The organism is Tabrizicola thermarum, assembly GCF_003574395.1.
Taxonomy (GTDB): Bacteria; Pseudomonadota; Alphaproteobacteria; order Rhodobacterales; family Rhodobacteraceae; genus Tabrizicola; species Tabrizicola thermarum.
On record NZ_QMJY01000018.1, the window covers coordinates 1 to 17,226 of the forward strand.

Consider the following 17,226-nt stretch of genomic DNA (forward strand, 5'->3'; position numbering starts at 1 on the left):
ACCATCCAGATGCAACCCCCGCCGATCCATCCCAAACCCCATCCCAACCTCAACTGTTGCGCTCCATTCTAGAGGTGAAGGATTGGCAAGGATTGCCGCGCGTGCCCCGGCGGCCGCCCCCTGCCCTCGGCGCCTGTCCACTGCGGGGGCCGGGAGGCGCCTCTGGATACGGCTGCGCGTTTTCGGAAAGGCCGCTCCGGGTGGTGAGTGAGGAGCCTCCGGCGGGAGTATTTGGGGAAAAGAGCAAGGGCGGGATAGTGGGGTCCGGTGGCCGCGGGCGGTCATGCCCGGGGCCCGGAAGGGTGGGGCGTGGGCCTTGGTCCCGTTGGATCGGGGCGGGGGCTGGCGATCTGCCCTGGCTCAGAACCCGATGGTCTCGATCAGTCTTGCGGGCTTGACCGGGACGATGCGTCCATCGGGCAGGGTGCGGGTTGCCCCACGCAGCGAGACGCGACGACCCGGCAGGCCGGCCTCGACGGCGAGGCGGTCGGCCTCGCTGACCCGGCGACCGGCGCAGGCGCCGTCCTTTTCCCACAGGGCACGGGTGATGGGACCGGCGACGACACTGGGGATGATCGCTTCGGACACGTCATTCTTCCGGACCATGTTCTGCGCGACAAGGGCCTTGATGGCTTCGGCCATGACGTCAGCGGATTCCGCGAATTTCATCCCCGCGATGTCGCGTTCCCTGTCGGTCGGCGTGCCGTCCTTGTTGCAGTTCCGCGCGATGAACAGCCAGTCATGCACCATGTAGGCCGGCGCATAGCCCCAGGGCGAGAAGCCCTTGAAGGCCTGGGCGATCCGGGGGATCGAGCCGCCGTCGGTATACATCATCTCGGGTCTGATCGACCTGACCGTGGCGGCGGGGTTCTTGCGCGTGAAGGTCAGTTCCTGCCCGGGGACGGGAACGAAGACGAAGGTGCCAGAGCCCAGGGCCCCGCCATCGTCGATCCACATCAGGAAGATGCGGCCGCTGAACTCTCCGGGGTCTGCCTTCTGGTAGATGTTCGGGCCGCAGGCGGTGATGACGGCGGCCGACACGAGAACAAGCAATTTCGCGCGCATGGGCTGAACACCTTTGGGAAACAATAGCCCAAAGCGTGCCAGAATGGCGTCAGTTTGCAAGCAATCAATGCAAGAATAGGGGCGCCCGACCATGCCATCCGGCGCGGAACGGGGGCGAACCGGGCGGCGGGTCTGGCGCGCCTGACCCTGCGGTCGCATTCAGGGGCTAGCCGAAGAACCCCGGTTCGGCGCGGTTGAGGAGGTCTTCGGCAAGGGCCTTGCCGATGGCGGTTCCATTGCTGACCGGGCCGCGTCTTTCCCCCGCGACGGAAGCCGAGCCGTCGGGGCGCAGGATCTCGCCGCGCAGCCAGAGTTGGTCGCCGTCGAGGATTGCAAGGCCCGCGATGGGGGTTTCGCAGGAGCCGTCGAGGGTGAGAAGGAAGCTGCGCTCGGCAGCGAGGCGGAGGCCGGTCGCCCGGTCGTGGATGGCCGACAGGAGGGCTGCGGTGCGGGGATCGTCCAGGCGGCGTTCGATGCCGATCGCTCCTTGCGCGACGGCGGGGAGCATTTCTTCGGGCGCGATGGCGGAGCGGGCGACCTGGGTCATGCCAAGTCGGGTGAGGCCGGCCATGGCGAGGAAGGTGGCATGGGCGACGCCTTCGTCGAGCTTGCGCATGCGCGTCTGCACGTTGCCGCGGAACTCCACCAGCTGCAGGTCGGGGCGGCGCAGGGCAAGCTGGGCGCGGCGGCGCAGCGAGGAGGAGCCGACGGTGGCGCCCTGGGGGAGGTCCGCGATCGAGGCGTAGCGGGGGGAGACGAAGGCATCGCGGACGTCGGCGCGGGGGAGGTAGCAGTCGAGGATCAGGCCCTTGGGCTGGATCGTCGGCATGTCCTTCATCGAATGGACGGCGATGTCGATGGAGGCGTCGAGAAGCGCCTCTTCGATCTCGCGGGTGAAAAGGCCCTTGCCGCCGATCTCGCGGAGCGCCTTGTCCTGGATCTGGTCGCCGGTGACCTTGATGACCACGATCTCGAAGGCGGCTTCGGGCAGCGCGAAGGCCGCCATCAGGCTGCGGCGGGTCTCGTGCGCCTGCCAGAGGGCGAGGGGCGAGCCTCGGGTGCCGATCTTCAGGGGACGTGCGGGGGTGGGCAGATCATCGCTCATGCGAGAAGGCTTAGCCCTGTCAGGCGCGGGTGACAACTCTTGACAAGCCGGGCGGGGCAGCGGACGCATGGGGCAAGACGAAAGGACCCCCGATGACCAAGACGATCCTGCGCGCGCTGAAAGGCGAGGTGCTGCCCACGCCCCCGATCTGGATGATGCGCCAGGCGGGCCGCTATCTGCCGGAATACCGCGAGACGCGTTCCAAGGCGGGGGATTTCCTGAGCCTCTGCTACACGCCGGACCTGGCGGCGGAGGTGAGCTTGCAGCCGATCCGGCGCTATGGGTTCGATGCGGCGATCCTGTTTGCCGACATCCTGCTGTTGCCGCAGGCGCTGGGGCCGAAGCTGTGGTTCGAGACGGGGGAGGGGCCCCGGATGGAGACGACGGATACTCCGGCTCAGGTGGCGAACCTGAAGCCCGTGGAGGCGATCCACGAGACCCTGGCTCCGGTTTATGAAACGGTGCGGATCCTGGCGCGGGAGCTGCCGAAGGAGGTGACGCTGATCGGCTTTGCGGGCGCGCCCTGGACGGTGGCGACCTACATGATCGCGGGGCGGGGGTCGAAGGATCAGGCGGCGGCGCACAGGCTGAAAGCCGAGGACCGGGCGACCTTTCAGGCGCTGATCGACAGGATCACGGAGGCGACGGTGGAATATCTGTCGGCGCAGATCGAGGCGGGGGCCGAGGTGGTCAAGCTGTTCGACAGCTGGGCCGGGTCGCTGAAAGGGCAGGATTTCAGGGACTTCGCCGAGGCCCCGGTGGCGAAGATCATCGCCGCTGTCAAGGCGCGGCATCCGGGCGTGCCGGTCATCGCCTTCCCGCGCGAGGCGGGGCAGGGCTATATCGGCTTTGCGCATCGGACCGGGGCGGATTGCGTGGCGATCGACAATTCGGTCAGCCCGGAATGGGCGGCGGCGAATGTGCAGATCGACGGCTGCGTGCAGGGAAACCTGGCGCCCGAGCATATGGTGACGGGCGGGCAGGCGCTGATCGCGGCGACGCGGCATGTGGTGAAGGCGTTTTCCAAAGGACCGCATATCTTCAACCTGGGGCACGGGATCACGCCGGACGCGCATCCCGACAACGTGCAGCTGATGATCGACACGGTCCGAGGAACGCCGGGCGGCGGGGCCTGAGATCTTGGGCTGGGTTCTGGCGACGCTGATTGCAGCGGCCGCCCAGACCGCACGGAACGCGACGCAGGCGAGCCTGACGCGGGCCATCGGGACCCTTGGGGCGACGCAGGTCCGGTTCCTGTTCGGGCTGCCGTTTGCGGTGCTGTTTCTGGCTCTGGTCGTGGGGTTCGGTGGCGGGGCGGTGCCGCCGCTGACAGTACCTGCCCTGGGCTTCACGCTGCTGGGCGCGCTGTCGCAGATCGCGGCGACGGCGCTGATGCTGGTCACGATGCAGTCGCAGAGCTTTGCGGTCACCACGGCCTGGATCAAGACCGAGCCGGTGCTCGTCGCGCTGATCGGCGCGGCGGTGCTGGGGGACCCTCTGAGCCCGCCGATGCTGATGGCGATCGTGATCGCAACCGCCGGGGTGGTGCTGATGTCGGTGACGCCCGGGACCGGGCGGGCCCTCTGGCGGGACGGCGGGTCTCTGCTTGCCGGGCTGCTGGCGGGAGCGCTGTTCGGGCTGGCGGCGATCGGGTTCCGCGGCGGCATCCTTGCGCTGCCTTCGGGCGAGTTCCTGGTCCGGGCAACGACGATCCTGGTGGTCAGCCTGGCGTTGCAGGCGGGTCTTCTGACGCTGTGGCTGGTGGCCTTTGATCGGGCGGCGCTGGCCGGGTCGCTTCGGGTCTGGCGGACCTCGCTGGGGGCGGGGTTTCTGGGGGCCCTCGCGTCGCAGTTCTGGTTCATCGGGTTTTCGCTGACCTCGGCGGCGAATGTGCGGACTCTGGCGCTGGTCGAGGTGATTATGGCCCTGGGCGTGTCGCGGGTGGTGTTCGGACAGCGGATCGGCGGGCGGAAGATCCTGGGGATGGCGGTCGTCGTGCTGGGCGTGGGGCTGCTGTTGCGCAGTCAGGTCTAGGCGTGGGACGGCGCCGTCACGCGGCCTTTGGCCCGGGATTTTGCAAATCCGTCATGCAGGCGTTACAGGGGGCGTAACCCGCTGGAGCGTCCCGTGTCCGATCCCCTGCTTGAGAAAGGCCTGCGCAAGGCCCTGGCCGAGCCAGCCGCGCGGGTGCGACGGCTGGCGCTTGCCGACGGGCGGGTGTTCTGGCTGAAGCGGGTGGAGCGGCTGCAGGGGCGGTTGCGGCTGCAGAAGGGCGATCCGGTCGAGGCCTTTCAGGCAGAACGCGAGGGGCTGCGGGCGCTGGATGCGGCAGGGCTGCCGGTGGCGACCGTCGCGGCGGAGGGGCCGGACTGGGTGCTGATGCCGGATGCGGGGCCGGTGCTGCCCGAGGTCGTGGCCGATGCGGGCCGGGGCGAGGCCGAGAAGCTGCGCGCCTTCGCCCGGGCGGGGCGCGCACTTGGCCTGTTGCACTGGGCCGGGATGGCGCATGGCCGGCCGGCGGTGCGGGATGTCTGCTGGGACGGGCGCGAGGCGCGGTTCATCGACCTGGAGCGATTCCGGCACGCGCGCCGGGCGGAGTTCTGGCAGGCGGCGGATGTGGTGATGTTCGCGCAGACGGCCTTCACGCTGTGGCCGGAAGAGCCGCGCTGGCTGGAGGCGGCGCTGGCGGACTATGCGGTATCGGCACCCGAGGGGGCGATGGGCGCGGCCCGGCGGCTGGCGCTGTGGCTGCGGCCGCTGGGCTGGCTGGCGGCGGGGCTGGCGCGGCTGAAGCCGGGAAGCCGGGAGTTGCGGGCGGTGGGGCTGACGCTGGCGCGGTTGGCCCGGTAGGGCCGCGCGAGGGCCGCGCTTCGATGACGACGCCACGCCTTGCTGCGGGTGGCGAGGCGTGACGTCGTTGCAGGACGAGCGGTCCGGTCAGGCGTGAATCGCGCCGTCGCCGCAGGCGAGCGCGGCTTCGCGGACGGCTTCGGACCAGGTCGGGTGCGCGTGGCAGGTCAGCGCCAGGTCCTGGGCCGAGGCGCCGAATTCCATCGCCACGCAGACCTCGTGGATCAGGTCGCCAGCGGCGGGGCCGATGATGTGGCAGCCGAGGATGCGGTCGGTGGCGGCATCGGCGATGAGCTTGACGAAGCCCTCGGCCTGGAAGACGGCCTTGGCACGGGCATTGCCCATGAAGGGGAACTTGCCGACCTTGTAGGCGCGGCCTTCGGCCTTGAGTGCTTCCTCGGTAAGGCCTACGTTCGCCACCTCGGGTGTGGTGTAGATCACGCCGGGGATCACGCCATAGTTCACGTGGCCGTGCTTGCCGGCCAGGACCTCGGCCACGGCCATGCCCTCATCCTCGGCCTTGTGGGCGAGCATCGGGCCCGCAATCGCGTCGCCGATGGCGTAGAGACCGGGGATGTTGGTCTGCCAGTGCGCATCGGTCTTGATCGTCCCACGGGGCCCCATTTCGACGCCGAGCGCCTCAAGCCCCAGGCCGGCCGTGTAGGGCTTGCGGCCGGTGGCGACGAGGACGATCTCGGCGTCGAGCGAGGCCTCCTTGTCGTCCTTCTTCAGCCTGTAGGCGACCGTCGCACCGGTTTTCGTTTTCGTCACCGACTGGACGGCGGCGCCGAGGACGAAGGTCAGGCCCTGCTTGGTCAGGATGCGCTGGAAGGTCCTGGCGACCTCGGCGTCCATGCCGGGGGTGATCGCGTCGAGGTATTCGACCACGGTCACCTGTGTGCCAAGCCGGGCATAGACGCTGCCCATCTCCAGCCCGATCACGCCCGCGCCGATGACGACCATGGACTTCGGGATCCTGCCCAGGGTCAGGGCGCCGGTGGAGGTGACAACGGTCGTCTCGTCGATCTCGACGCCGGGGAGGGAGGAGGCTTCGGACCCCGTGGCGATGACGATGTTCCTTGCGGTGTGGGTCTCGTCGCCGACCTTGACCTGACCGGGGGCGGGGATGGTGCCCCAGCCTTTCAGCCAGGTGACCTTGTTCTTCTTGAACAGGAACTCGATCCCCTTGGTGTTGCCGGATACGACATCGTCCTTGTAGGCCTGCATCTTGGCCCAGTCGACCTTGGGCGCGGCGCCGATCAGCCCCATCTTCGCGAAATTCTCGTGCGTCTCGTGCAGGAGGTGCGTGGCGTGGAGGAGCGCCTTCGACGGGATGCAGCCGACGTTCAGGCAGGTGCCGCCCAGCGTCTCGCGCCCTTCGACGCAGGCGACCTTCTGGCCAAGCTGGGCGGCGCGGATCGCGGCGACATAGCCTCCGGGGCCGGCGCCGATGATGATGGTGTCGAAATCTGCCATTTGGTCGGTTCCTTTGGTCTGGCCGGGGAACCGGGGGTTTCACACCCCCGGACCCCCGTGGGATATTTTCGGACAGATGAAACAGTCAGATGAGGCTGGCCAGGATCATCGTCAGGGTTGCGAAGAAGCCTACCGCCCAGATGACAGAGCGCCAAGGGCGCCAGCCGAGGGCATAGGCCGGGACGTAGAGGATGCGGGCGCCGAGGTAGGCCCAGGCGGCGGTCTGGGTGACTTGGGTGGACTGGTTGCCGAGCGTCACGACGACCACGGCGAGGGTGAAGAGGATCAGCCCTTCGAAATGGTTGTTCATCGCGCGTTGCAGGCGGCCGGTCATGACCGACATCTGGCGTGAGGGCGGGCGGTCGCGGGGGCTGGAGGTGTAGCCGGTGCCGAGCTCCAGGTTCGCGGGGATGGCGAAGAGGTGGAACTGCACGGCTTGCAGCAGGCCCGCGAGGGCGAGGGCGGTCAGTTCGGGGGTCATGCGGCGCCCCTTCTGGTCCAGCGGGTGAGGTTCTGTGGGGTCAGGCGGGTGGCTTTCGTGGCGGCGAACCAGTCGCGGCAGCGGGTCTCTGCTTCGGCCACGCCGGGAAGGGCGCGGAGGCGGGCGAGTTCGGCGGCGGTTTCGGGCCAGCGGGCGAGGATGGAGCGGTCCTGCGTGTCGTTCCGGTTGGCGATCCGGTGCCATTTCGAGCCGAGGTGGTATTTGTCGGACGGGGGCCCCATGCCGCGGCCGCGGTCGTTCTTCAACAGGAACACGTCGGTCGAGCGGATGGCGTAGTGGTTGACCTGGGCGCCGCCGCGCAGGGCGGTTTCCACGGGATGAAAGCGGGAGCGGGGCTTGCCGTGCAGGGGAGCGGAGGAGAGGGGCTCTCCGCCCGCGTTGACGGCAAGGGGGGCGTCGATCAGGGGCCGGGTCGGCATGTGGTCGGAGGCGGTGGCGAAGGCGCGGAAGCGGAAGAGCGACTTGAACTTGACGGTGGCGGGGTCGGGGGCGGCCTGGCAGGCGGTGAAGGCGGGGAGCGTCTCACCCGGCCAGTCGGCATGGCCGTTGTCGCCGAACAGATGCCAGGGCAGGGCGATGACATGGGCGTCCCCGGCCCGTTCGGTGATGTGCTGGACGGGGCCTGCGCCGGGGAGGATGTTCAGGAATTCGTCGCTGTCGAGATGGGCCAGCCAGTCGGCATCGGTGCTGGCCAGATGCGCCATGGCGCGGGCGATCCCGGCAGCCTGGGGCGGGGTGCCGGGGGGCAGGGGATTGAGAAGATGGGTGACTGCGCCCGCGTCGGCGAGGCGGTCGAGGAGGCTGTCGGAGCCGTCCGCGCAGTCGTTGGTGCAGACGACCACGGGGCCGAAGCCGATCACGCGGTGATAGGCGAGCCATTCGAGGAGGTGGATCCCCTCGTTCCGCATGCAGCTGACCAGTGCGATGCGGCCCATCCGTCAGCCCGCCTTGCGCACACGGGCGCGGTCGAGGGCGGCTTGCAGGAAGGCCTGGAAGCTGTGCTGGGCAGCGAAGGATGCAAGATTTTCGAAAACCTGCGCTATCTCCTGGGCCGTAAGCTGGGCTTCAAGGTTGAAATAGTGCAAGTCGGATTGCAGCGGAGGAGCGAGCGGCTCCGAGACCACGGGCTTGCCGCGCAGGTAGGCTTTCAGGAAACGGGGGTATTCGGAATAGGTGCCCTCGCGGAAGTGCAGGTTCAGGACGGCACCCTGTTTCGCGATCAGCGCGTCCAGCGGGCGTCCGAAGGTGCCGTGGGGGGCGACCTCGACGGGGCGCCTGGTCTGAAGGTCGGCAAGGAGAGCGCGACGGCGGTCGTTCAGGGCGCCGAAGAAGACCGGCGGGGCGGGTTGGAAATCGGGGGTGATGGGGGCTCCGGGGAAGATGTGCGGGCCGAAGAGGACCTTGGCCCGCAGGTCTTCGGGCAGGAAATCGTAGGCGGGGGCGTTGTCGGCGCTGAAATCCAGGAGCACGTCGTAGAAGGTCGCGTGCCGCAGGCGGAAGCGTTCCTTGGGGATGCGCCACATCGGCTGGCCCTGGCGGTCGAGGTATTGCTCGGTCTGGATACCGATCCTGACGCGACCCGTTTCGATGGGGCGGTCGATCACATGGACGCCGACGTAGACATCGACGGGTTCGGACAGCGGTGCGGTGATGCAGCGGGCGTGGTCGTTGCCGAAGTCGCGCAGCACGCGGTGGCCGGAGTAGAGGTCGACGTTGTGAACGGTGGTCTTCTGGATGTTCACCGGTTCGGCCGGGGGCGGCGGCTCGGGCGCGACGAGGGGTTTTTCGGCCGGGATGAAGTCGCGGGCGGCGGGGCGGAAGGTCTGGAAGCCGTCGTTGGCCAGTTTCACCGGATCGACGTAAGCGAAGCTGGCGTAGAACCTATCGACCCCATAGTCGGCCAGGGTCAGGTCTGTGTAGCGCCGCAGGATTTCGTCGTAGGCCCTGGTCAGCGCCTTGTTCTTCGGGTCGAGGTTCGAGACGATGACCAACCCGGTCGGCGCGCAGTCGAGGACCTGGATCGTCAGGTCGGGGCGATACTCTTGCAGGATCGGGATCAGCTTCCAGACGTCGCCCGTCCAGGCCCCGCGGGGAATGTTGTCGATCTCGCGCGTGGTCATGCCGTGACCGAAGGGGCAGCAATCGTGCATCGCGATGACGGAATTGGGGGTGCCTGCGGCTTCGGTGTTGATGAAGTCACGCAGGAGGTATTCGAAAAGGTGCATCCCGTCGAGGAAGCTGAAGCCGGGCTTGGCCTTCAGGGTCTTCAGGTGGCCGTCGGCGAAGAAATCGTCGCTGGTCTGCTGGTAGAGGTGCAGGTGCGGCTTGTTGCCGACGACGTCGTATCTGATGCGGAACTGGGGGTCGACGGCGATCGAGGGGCTGCGGGATTTCGCCAGGGACCGCCCGGTCTGCGAGCCGATCTCCAGATACCAGTCGAACCGCAGCTGCCGGTGCAGGGCGTCAAGGAAATCGCGGTAGTCGAGGCCCTTGGCAGGGATGAACATCAGGCGGCTCCGGTCCTGTGCCTTGCGGATACCGGAGGGCGGGGCGGGGCCGGTGTCAAGAGCGGGGGGCAGGGGATCGGCGGGGTGCGGGTCACTGGAAGGCCTGCGGGAGTTTGATGTCGAGGAGGGTGAAGTTGAACTCGAAATAGGTTTGCAGCCAGTCCGGGTGCGTGTCGCAGAGGCCCTTGACCTCGGCCCATGGCGTGTCCTCGGCGGGGATCAGGTTTTCGGGCCGTGCGGCGGTGGTGAAGGCGGCGAAGGCCTCGGGCGGGGTGTTGTGGGTTTTCAGGAGGGTGGCGGCGGCGGTGACATCGCGCTGCCAGTTTTCGGTGATCTGCCGGTGGGTGGCGGGGTCGAGGGCGGAGCAGGTGAGGAAGATGCGATGCTCGGCAATGGCCTGGGAGAGGAGGATGTCGGCGGCGGGGGTGCCGGTGGGGATGATCTGGGCCGTGGAGGGGGTGGCGAGGAGGAGAGTGGCGAGGATAAGGGCGACCCCGTCCCGGGCTTGCCCCTGCCTGACCCGGGCCTGACCCGGCGGGACCTGATGGGGTGGTGTCGCGCTGGTGGCGGAACGAGGCCCCGGCTCAGGGCCGGGGCGGGGTTCCGGCGGGTGGCCCGCCGCCCCCATCCCCTCGCCACGGAGGGGGAGGGGAGGCGCTTCGGGTGTGGCGGTGGGGGTGGGGTGGGGCATGTGGGGTCCGGGGTGCCGGGTGGGGGTGGCGTAGGGTGCGCTACAGCGCACCGCACGGCTCGGTGGCCCTCACAGGTCCATCAGCAGGCGACGCGGGTCCTCCAGCGCCTCCTTGACGCGCACGAGGAACGTCACCGCTCCCTTCCCGTCCACGATCCGGTGGTCGTAGCTGAGCGCCAGATACATCATCGGGCGGATGACGATCTGGCCGTTCACCACGACGGGGCGGTCCTGGATCTTGTGCATGCCGAGGATGCCGGACTGCGGGGGGTTGAGGATGGGTGACGACATCAGCGAGCCATAGACGCCGCCGTTCGAGATGGTGAAGCTGCCGCCCTGCATCTCGGCCATCGACAGCTTGCCGTCGCGGGCGCGCTGCCCAAGTTCGGCGATCTTCTTCTCGATCTCGGCAAAGGACATCCGGTCGGCATCGCGCACCACGGGGACGACGAGGCCCGAAGGCGTGCCGACCGCCACGCCCATGTGGACGTAGTTCTTGTAGACGATGTCCTGGCCGTCGATCTCGGCGTTGACCTCGGGGACCTCTTTCAGCGCGTGGCAGCAGGCCTTCACGAAGAAGGACATGAAGCCCATCTTCACGCCGTGCTTCTTCTCGAAGGCGTCCTTGTAGGCGTTGCGCAGGTCCATGATGCCGGACATGTCGACCTCGTTGTAGGTCGTCAGCATCGCGGCGGTGTTCTGCGCGTCCTTGAGCCGCCGGGCGATGGTGGCGCGGAGGCGGGTCATCTTCACCCGTTCCTCACGCGCGGCGTCTTCGGCGGGGACGGGGGCGCGGGGGAGGGCGGCGGGGGCCGGGGCGGGCGCCGCAGCGGCAGCTTGCGCGCCGGCGGCACCCGCGACGGTGCGGGCCACGTCTTCCTTCATGATGCGGCCGTCACGGCCGGTGCCCTGGACCTGATCCGGCGTCAGGCCCGCCTCGGCCATCGCCTTTTTCGCGGCGGGGGCGTCTTCCACGGATTTCGCGGCGGGCTCCTCCTTCCGCTCCTCCTTCGGCGCGGGTGCTTCGGTCTTCGCTGCCGTCGTCGCGGCGGCGGCACCTTCGGTCACGATGGCGAGGCGGGCGTTTGCCGCCACGGTCGTGCCTTCGGGCGCCAGGATCTCGGCCAGGACGCCGGACACGGGCGAGGGGACCTCGACCGAGACCTTGTCGGTTTCCAGCTCGCACAGCATTTCGTCCTGCTTCACCGCATCGCCGGGTTTCTTGAACCAGGTGGATACGGTGGCCTCGGACACGGATTCGCCAAGGGCGGGCACCATCACGTCAGTCATTTGTCTTCTCCGGTCTTCAGGCTGACAGGCCAAGGGCCTGGGCGACGAGGGTTTGCTGTTCTTGCTTGTGGCGGGAGGCGAGGCCCGTGGCGGGCGACGCGCTGGCCTTGCGGCCCGCATAGGACATCCGGGTGGTCTTGCCGCGGATCCTGGTCAGGATCACCTCGATCTCGGGCTCGATGAAGGACCAGGCGCCCTGGTTCTTCGGTTCCTCCTGGCACCAGACGAAATCGGCCTTCGGGAAGCGGGACAGTTCCTGGGTCAGCGAGATGCCGGGCACCGGGTAAAGCTGTTCGACGCGGAGGAGATAGATGTCGTCGAGGCCCTGCGCGTCGCGTTCGGCGAGAAGGTCGTAGTAGACCTTGCCCGAACACAGGATGACGCGCCTGATCTTGTCGTCGGGTTTCAGCTTCAGCGTGGAGTTGCCCTTCTGCGCATCGTCCCAGAGGACGCGGTGGAAGGTCGAGCCGTCGGTGAAATCCTCGGCCCGGCTGATGCACATCGGATGCCGGAGGAGCGACTTCGGCGTCATCAGGATCAGCGGTTTGCGGTAGGTCCGGTGCAGCTGGCGGCGCAGGATGTGGAAGTAGTTCGCCGGCGTCGAGCAGTTCGCCACGATCCAGTTGTCCTCGGCCGAGAGTTGCAGGAAGCGTTCGAGCCGGGCGGAGGAATGTTCCGGGCCCTGGCCTTCGAACCCGTGCGGCAGAAGGACGACGAGGCCCGACATCCGCAGCCATTTCGATTCGCCCGAGTTGATGAACTGGTCGAACATGATCTGCGCGCCGTTGGCGAAATCGCCGAACTGGGCCTCCCAGATCGTCAGCGCGTTCGGTTCGGACAGCGAATAGCCGTACTCAAACCCGAGGACGGCATATTCGGACAGCATCGAATCGATCACCTCATACCGCGCCTGGCCGGGGCGGATGTGGTTCAGGGGGTAGTGGCGTTCCTCGGTCGTCTGGTCGATCCAGCCGGAATGGCGCTGCGAGAAGGTGCCGCGGGTGCAGTCCTGGCCGGACAGACGGACGGGGAAGCCTTCCAGTTGCAGCGAACCGAAAGCCAGTGCTTCGGCCGTGGCCCAGTCGAAGCCCTTGCCGGTGGCGAACATTTCCTTCTTCGCTTCCAGCTGGCGGGCCACGGTCTTGTGCAGGTCGAAGCCTTCGGGCACGCGGGTCAACGCCGCGCCGATCTCGGCCAGGGTCTCGGCCTTGATCCAGGTCTCGCCGCGCTGATAGTTGTTGAGGTCCTTGGTCTGAAGGTTCTTCCAGCGGCCATCCAGCCAGTCGGCCTTGTTCGGCAGGAAGGACTTGCCGGCCTCGAATTCCTCGTTCAGGCGGGCCTGGAAGGCGGCCTTCATGTCCTCGATCTCGCCGGCCGAAATCAGCCCGTCGGCCACCAGACGTTCGGTGTAAAGCTGAAGCGTGGTCTTCTGCTTGCGGATGCGGTTGTACATCGCCGGGTTGGTGAACATCGGCTCGTCGCCTTCGTTGTGACCGAAGCGGCGGTAGCAGAAGATGTCGATGACCACGTCCTTGTGGAACTTCTGGCGGAACTCGGTCGCCACCTTGGCGGCATGGACCACGGCCTCGGGGTCGTCGCCGTTGACGTGGAAGATCGGGGCCTCGACCATGAGCGCGATGTCGGTGGGGTAGGGCGAGGTGCGGCTGAAGGCCGGGGCGGTGGTGAAGCCGATCTGGTTGTTGACGATGATGTGGATGCAGCCGCCGGTGCGGTGGCCCTTGATGCCCGACAGTTGCAGGCATTCCGCCACCACGCCCTGGCCCGCAAAGGCCGCGTCGCCGTGGAGAAGGATCGGCAGCACGGCGATGCGTTCGGCGGTGTCGTTCAGCTGGTCCTGCTTGGCGCGGACCTTGCCAAGGACCACCGGGTTCACCGCCTCGAGGTGGCTGGGGTTGGCGGTCAGCGACAGGTGGACCTTGTTGCCGTCGAATTCCCGGTCGGACGAGGCGCCGAGGTGGTATTTCACGTCGCCGGAGCCGTCCACATCCTCGGGCTTGTAGGAGCCGCCCTGGAATTCGTGGAAGATCGCCCGGTAGGGTTTCTGCATCACGTTGGCGAGGATGTTCAGACGCCCCCGGTGCGGCATGCCGATGATGATTTCCTTCACCCCAAGCGCACCGCCACGCTTGATGATCTGTTCCATCGCCGGGATCAGCGCCTCGCCCCCGTCAAGGCCGAAGCGTTTGGTGCCCATGTATTTGACGTGGAGGAACTTCTCGTAGCCTTCGGCTTCCACGAGCTTGTTCAGGATCGCCTTGCGCCCCTCTCGCGTGAAGGCGATTTCCTTGCCGTAGCCTTCGATCCGTTCCTTGAGCCAGGCGGCCTGTTCGGGGTCGGAAATGTGCATGTATTGCAGCGCGAAGGTGCCGCAATAGGTGCGCTTGAGGATGTCGATGATCTGCCGCATCGAGGCATGGGTCAGGCCCAGCACGTTGTCGATGAAGATCGGGCGGTCCATGTCGGCTTCGGTGAAGCCGTAGGAGGCCGGGTCAAGCTCGGGGTGGGACTTCTTCTCGGCCAGACCCAGCGGGTCGAGGTCGGCGGCGAGGTGGCCGCGAATCCGGTAGGCGCGGATGATCATCAGCGCGCGGATGGAATCGAGCACGGCGCGCTGGATCTGATCCTCGGTCAGCTGCACCCCGGCCTCGGCGGCCTTGGCGGCGATCCTGGCACCGGCGGCTCTCGCCTCCCTGGCGGGCGGCGGGGCGGCCCATTCGCCGGTCAGCGCGGCGGTCAGCTCGTCGGCGGGGGTCGGCGGCCAGTCGGCGCGCGCCCAGGAGGGGCCTTGCGCGGCGCGTTTGGCGTCAAGCTCGGAATCGCCGAGGGCACGGAAGAATTCGGCCCATTGCGGATCGACGGAGTTGGGGTCTGCCGCGTGGCGGGCAGCCAGCTGGTCGACGTAATCGGCATTGGCCCCGTCCAGGAAGGACGAGGCGGCAAAGGCGGCAGTGGGGGATTGGTCGGTCATGACGGGCTTCCTTGTGGGGCGGGGCGTCCCCCGCCGGGAAAGTGAGTCGGGGAGACCCCCGACCTACGCCTTGATTGCTTTCAGAACGGCTTCGCCAAGGCCCGCGGGGCTGTCGGCCACCACGATCCCGGCGGATTTCATCGCCTCGATCTTCGAGCCCGCGTCGCCCTTGCCGCCCGCGACGATGGCACCGGCATGGCCCATGCGGCGGCCGGGGGGGGCGGTGCGGCCGGCGATGAAGCCGGCGGTGGGCTTCCAGCGGCCGCGTTTTTTCTCGTCGGCAAGGAACTGGGCGGCGTCCTCTTCGGCCGAACCGCCGATCTCGCCGATCATGATGATCGAGTGGGTGTCGGGGTCGGCGAGGAACATCTCCAGCACGTCGATGTGCTCGGTGCCCTTGATCGGGTCGCCGCCGATGCCGACGGCGGTGGACTGGCCTAGCCCGACGTCGGTGGTCTGCTTCACGGCCTCGTAGGTGAGCGTGCCGGAGCGGGAGACGACACCGACCGAGCCCTTGGAGAAGATGGAGCCCGGCATGATGCCGATCTTGCATTCGCCGGGGGTCAGGACGCCGGGGCAGTTCGGGCCGATCAGGCGCGACTTCGAGTTGATGAGGGCGCGCTTGACCTTCATCATGTCGAGGACCGGGATGCCTTCGGTGATGCAGACGATCAGCGGGATCTCGGCGTCGATGGCCTCGAGGATCGAGTCGGCGGCGAAGGGCGGCGGGACGTAGATCGCGGTGGCGTTGGCGCCGGTCCTGGCGACGGCTTCGTGCACGCTGTCGAAGACGGGGAGACCGAGGTGTTCGGTCCCGCCCTTGCCGGGGGTCACGCCGCCGACCATCTGCGTGCCGTAGGCGATGGCCTGTTCGGAGTGGAACGTGCCCTGCGAGCCGGTGAAGCCCTGGCAGATGACGCGGGTGGATTTGTTGACGAGGACGGACATGGTTGTGTTTCCCAACTCAGAGCTGTTTCAGGGGGCTATAGTCAGTTCGACGCCAAGCCTTTCGGCGCGAGCGACGAGAACCATCGCCTGGACTGAATGAAGCCAATTCTTCCGATAAACGGCTAGCGCGTCAGGAGCATTCAACGCTCCGGAAGCCTCTAGCATTGCATCTCTTTCAGTGTGGCAGGCTGCAGAGAAAACCATTTCTGCCAGATCGAGCATGTTATCTTGTAACGGCTCTAGCTGCGTTGCCCAGTGAGCCAGGCATTGCGTCAGACTTTGGGTGGTTTCTTCAACTCGCAAGTCATCAGCTTGCACCGCCGGAGCCAACAAGCCCGCCAGAAGAGCACAAACCACAAGGCTGAACGGAAGGAGTCTCACCCCCGCACCGCCTTGACGATCTTCTGGGCCGCATCCGACAGGTCGTCGGCGGCGATGACGTTCAGGCCGGACTTGTTGATGATGTCCTTGCCAAGCTCGACGTTGGTGCCTTCCAGCCGGACGACCAGCGGGACCTTGAGGCCGACTTCCTTCACCGCGGCGATCACGCCCTCGGCGATGATGTCGCAGCGCATGATGCCGCCGAAGATGTTGACGAGGATGCCTTTGACGTTGGGGTCGGAGGTGATGATCTTGAAGGCCTCGGTCACCTTTTCCTTGGTGGCACCCCCGCCCACGTCGAGGAAGTTGGCGGGCTCGGCGCCGTAAAGCTTGATGATGTCCATCGTGGCCATCGCGAGGCCCGCGCCGTTCACCATGCAGCCGATCTCGCCATCCAAGGCGATGTAGTTCAGGTCGAATTTCGAGGCGGCGAGTTCCTTGGGGTCCTCCTCGGTCTCGTCGCGCAGGGCGGCGATGTCGGGGTGGCGGTAGATCGCGTTGCCATCAAAGCCCATCTTGGCGTCAAGAAGGCGCAAGGAGCCGTCCTTCAGCACGCAGAAGGGGTTGATCTCCAGCATGTCCATGTCCTTGTCCAGGAACAGCTGGTAGAGCTTCTTCACGATCTGGACGCATTGCTTGACCTGCGCTCCGGTCAGCCCCAGCGCAAAGGCCACGCGGCGGCCGTGGAAGTCCTGGATGCCCGTGGCGGGGTCGATGGTGAAGGTGTGGATCTTTTCCGGCGTGTCGTGGGCGACGTCCTCGATGCTCATCCCGCCTTCGGTCGAGGCGACGATCGAGATGCGGCTGGTCTGACGGTCGATCAGGAGGGCAAGGTAGAACTCGCGCTCAATGTCGGAACCGTCCTCGATGTAGATGCGGTTGACCTGCTTGCCGGCGGGGCCGGTCTGGACGGTGACAAGCGTGCGGCCCAGCATCTGACGGGCGAATTCGGCGGCCTCGCCGACCGAGCGGGCAAGGCGGACGCCGCCCTTTTCCCCGGCCTCGGGTTCCTTGAAATGGCCCTTGCCGCGGCCGCCCGCGTGGATCTGGGCCTTCACCACCCAGAGCGGGCCGTCCAGTTCGCCCGCGGCGGTCTTGGCGTCTTCGGCCTTCAGGACGACGCGGCCGTCAGAGACCGGGATGCCGTAGCTGCGCAGAAGGTCCTTGGCCTGGTATTCGTGGATGTTCATCGGGCGCCTCTTCTCGGCCGGGATTGTCAGGGGCGTTCTGGCACGGGTCGGGGCCGGTTCCAAACGGCAAATGCCTGTAATGCGGGGGAAATGCCGGGAAAATGATGGATGTGATCACGAGGTGGAAACGTGTGATCACGTGAGCGAAACGTGTGATCACATGATGGCGGTAACGCCAGATGCGGGGGCGAATCACCCCGGGCGTGGTCAGATTGACAAGGATCGGGCGGAT

General features: G+C 67.2%; 15 protein-coding genes. 3 read left to right on the plus strand and 12 right to left on the minus strand.

What is annotated here, in order from left to right; genetic code table 11:
• Window positions 1-360: 360 nt before the first annotated feature.
• Together D5084_RS08215 and hemC are read right to left on the minus strand one after the other, a co-directional pair.
• Window positions 361-1,065: a hypothetical protein gene (locus tag D5084_RS08215; RefSeq protein ID WP_128515045.1), complete on the minus strand. Its 705-nt coding sequence runs from the start codon at window positions 1,063-1,065 to the stop codon at window positions 361-363.
• Between the two features lie 166 nt (window positions 1,066-1,231).
• The gene (gene hemC / locus D5084_RS08220; protein WP_128515046.1) at window positions 1,232-2,170 is read right to left on the minus strand and encodes a hydroxymethylbilane synthase; all 939 of its coding nucleotides are present in this window, start codon (window positions 2,168-2,170) and stop codon (window positions 1,232-1,234) included.
• 92 nt (window positions 2,171-2,262) lie between these two features.
• On the opposite strand from hemC, the gene hemE reads away from it, so the two are divergent.
• The 3 genes from hemE to D5084_RS08235 all read left to right on the plus strand — a co-directional run bounded on the left by hemE (window position 2,263) and on the right by D5084_RS08235 (window position 5,020).
• Window positions 2,263-3,306 (plus strand): uroporphyrinogen decarboxylase, encoded by a 1,044-nt coding sequence (hemE, locus tag D5084_RS08225; protein ID WP_128515047.1) that lies wholly within the window; start codon window positions 2,263-2,265, stop codon window positions 3,304-3,306.
• A 4-nt stretch (window positions 3,307-3,310) separates the two neighbouring features.
• A complete protein-coding gene (locus tag D5084_RS08230; RefSeq protein WP_128515048.1) occupies window positions 3,311-4,204 on the plus strand; it encodes a DMT family transporter in 894 nt (297 codons plus the stop codon).
• 93 nt (window positions 4,205-4,297) lie between these two features.
• Entirely contained in the window at window positions 4,298-5,020 is a 723-nt protein-coding gene (locus D5084_RS08235) for a BUD32 family EKC/KEOPS complex subunit (RefSeq protein ID WP_128515049.1), read from the plus strand.
• A gap of 87 nt (window positions 5,021-5,107) precedes the next feature.
• On the opposite strand, the gene lpdA is transcribed toward D5084_RS08235, so the two are convergent.
• The 10 genes from lpdA to sucC all read right to left on the minus strand — a co-directional run bounded on the left by lpdA (window position 5,108) and on the right by sucC (window position 16,994).
• The gene (gene lpdA / locus D5084_RS08240; RefSeq protein WP_128515050.1) at window positions 5,108-6,496 is read right to left on the minus strand and encodes a dihydrolipoyl dehydrogenase; all 1,389 of its coding nucleotides are present in this window, start codon (window positions 6,494-6,496) and stop codon (window positions 5,108-5,110) included.
• 85 nt (window positions 6,497-6,581) lie between these two features.
• A complete protein-coding gene (locus D5084_RS08245) occupies window positions 6,582-6,977 on the minus strand; it encodes an MAPEG family protein (protein WP_128515051.1) in 396 nt (131 codons plus the stop codon).
• Entirely contained in the window at window positions 6,974-7,933 is a 960-nt protein-coding gene (locus D5084_RS08250; RefSeq protein WP_128515052.1) for a glycosyltransferase family 2 protein, read from the minus strand. The genes D5084_RS08245 and D5084_RS08250 overlap by 4 nt, the downstream gene beginning before the upstream one ends.
• Before the next feature lie 3 nt (window positions 7,934-7,936).
• Window positions 7,937-9,505, minus strand: a complete 1,569-nt coding sequence (locus D5084_RS08255; protein ID WP_128515053.1) for a class I SAM-dependent methyltransferase — start codon at window positions 9,503-9,505, stop codon at window positions 7,937-7,939.
• A 91-nt stretch (window positions 9,506-9,596) separates the two neighbouring features.
• Window positions 9,597-10,196 carry a hypothetical protein gene (locus D5084_RS08260; RefSeq protein ID WP_128515054.1) on the minus strand — a complete coding sequence of 200 codons (600 nt, stop codon included), beginning with the start codon at window positions 10,194-10,196 and terminating at the stop codon, window positions 9,597-9,599.
• A 69-nt stretch (window positions 10,197-10,265) separates the two neighbouring features.
• Window positions 10,266-11,486 carry a 2-oxoglutarate dehydrogenase complex dihydrolipoyllysine-residue succinyltransferase gene (gene odhB / locus D5084_RS08265; protein ID WP_238382574.1) on the minus strand — a complete coding sequence of 407 codons (1,221 nt, stop codon included), beginning with the start codon at window positions 11,484-11,486 and terminating at the stop codon, window positions 10,266-10,268.
• Window positions 11,487-11,502: 16 nt separating this feature from the next.
• The gene (locus D5084_RS08270; RefSeq protein WP_128515055.1) at window positions 11,503-14,475 is read right to left on the minus strand and encodes a 2-oxoglutarate dehydrogenase E1 component; all 2,973 of its coding nucleotides are present in this window, start codon (window positions 14,473-14,475) and stop codon (window positions 11,503-11,505) included.
• 63 nt (window positions 14,476-14,538) lie between these two features.
• The gene (gene sucD / locus D5084_RS08275; protein WP_128515056.1) at window positions 14,539-15,423 is read right to left on the minus strand and encodes a succinate--CoA ligase subunit alpha; all 885 of its coding nucleotides are present in this window, start codon (window positions 15,421-15,423) and stop codon (window positions 14,539-14,541) included.
• A gap of 27 nt (window positions 15,424-15,450) precedes the next feature.
• Window positions 15,451-15,804, minus strand: a complete 354-nt coding sequence (locus tag D5084_RS08280; protein WP_128515057.1) for a hypothetical protein — start codon at window positions 15,802-15,804, stop codon at window positions 15,451-15,453.
• Window positions 15,801-16,994 carry an ADP-forming succinate--CoA ligase subunit beta gene (gene sucC, locus D5084_RS08285; protein WP_128515058.1) on the minus strand — a complete coding sequence of 398 codons (1,194 nt, stop codon included), beginning with the start codon at window positions 16,992-16,994 and terminating at the stop codon, window positions 15,801-15,803. Before sucC ends, D5084_RS08280 begins: the two co-directional genes overlap by 4 nt.
• Window positions 16,995-17,226 lie beyond the last annotated feature (232 nt).

Bases quoted from the DNA above. Each gene is read 5' to 3' on its own strand.
- D5084_RS08260 (WP_128515054.1), bottom strand. From the start codon at position 10,196: ATGCCCCACCCCACCCCCACCGCCACACCCGAAGCGCCTCCCCTCCCC.
- odhB (WP_238382574.1), bottom strand. From the start codon at position 11,486: ATGACTGACGTGATGGTGCCCGCCCTTGGCGAATCCGTGTCCGAGGCC.
- D5084_RS08270 (WP_128515055.1), bottom strand. From the start codon at position 14,475: ATGACCGACCAATCCCCCACTGCCGCCTTTGCCGCCTCGTCCTTCCTG.
- D5084_RS08215 (WP_128515045.1), bottom strand. From the start codon at position 1,065: ATGCGCGCGAAATTGCTTGTTCTCGTGTCGGCCGCCGTCATCACCGCC.
- hemE (WP_128515047.1), top strand. From the start codon at position 2,263: ATGACCAAGACGATCCTGCGCGCGCTGAAAGGCGAGGTGCTGCCCACG.
- D5084_RS08255 (WP_128515053.1), bottom strand. From the start codon at position 9,505: ATGTTCATCCCTGCCAAGGGCCTCGACTACCGCGATTTCCTTGACGCC.
- lpdA (WP_128515050.1), bottom strand. From the start codon at position 6,496: ATGGCAGATTTCGACACCATCATCATCGGCGCCGGCCCCGGAGGCTAT.
- sucD (WP_128515056.1), bottom strand. From the start codon at position 15,423: ATGTCCGTCCTCGTCAACAAATCCACCCGCGTCATCTGCCAGGGCTTC.
- D5084_RS08250 (WP_128515052.1), bottom strand. From the start codon at position 7,933: ATGGGCCGCATCGCACTGGTCAGCTGCATGCGGAACGAGGGGATCCAC.
- hemC (WP_128515046.1), bottom strand. From the start codon at position 2,170: ATGAGCGATGATCTGCCCACCCCCGCACGTCCCCTGAAGATCGGCACC.
- D5084_RS08245 (WP_128515051.1), bottom strand. From the start codon at position 6,977: ATGACCCCCGAACTGACCGCCCTCGCCCTCGCGGGCCTGCTGCAAGCC.
- sucC (WP_128515058.1), bottom strand. From the start codon at position 16,994: ATGAACATCCACGAATACCAGGCCAAGGACCTTCTGCGCAGCTACGGC.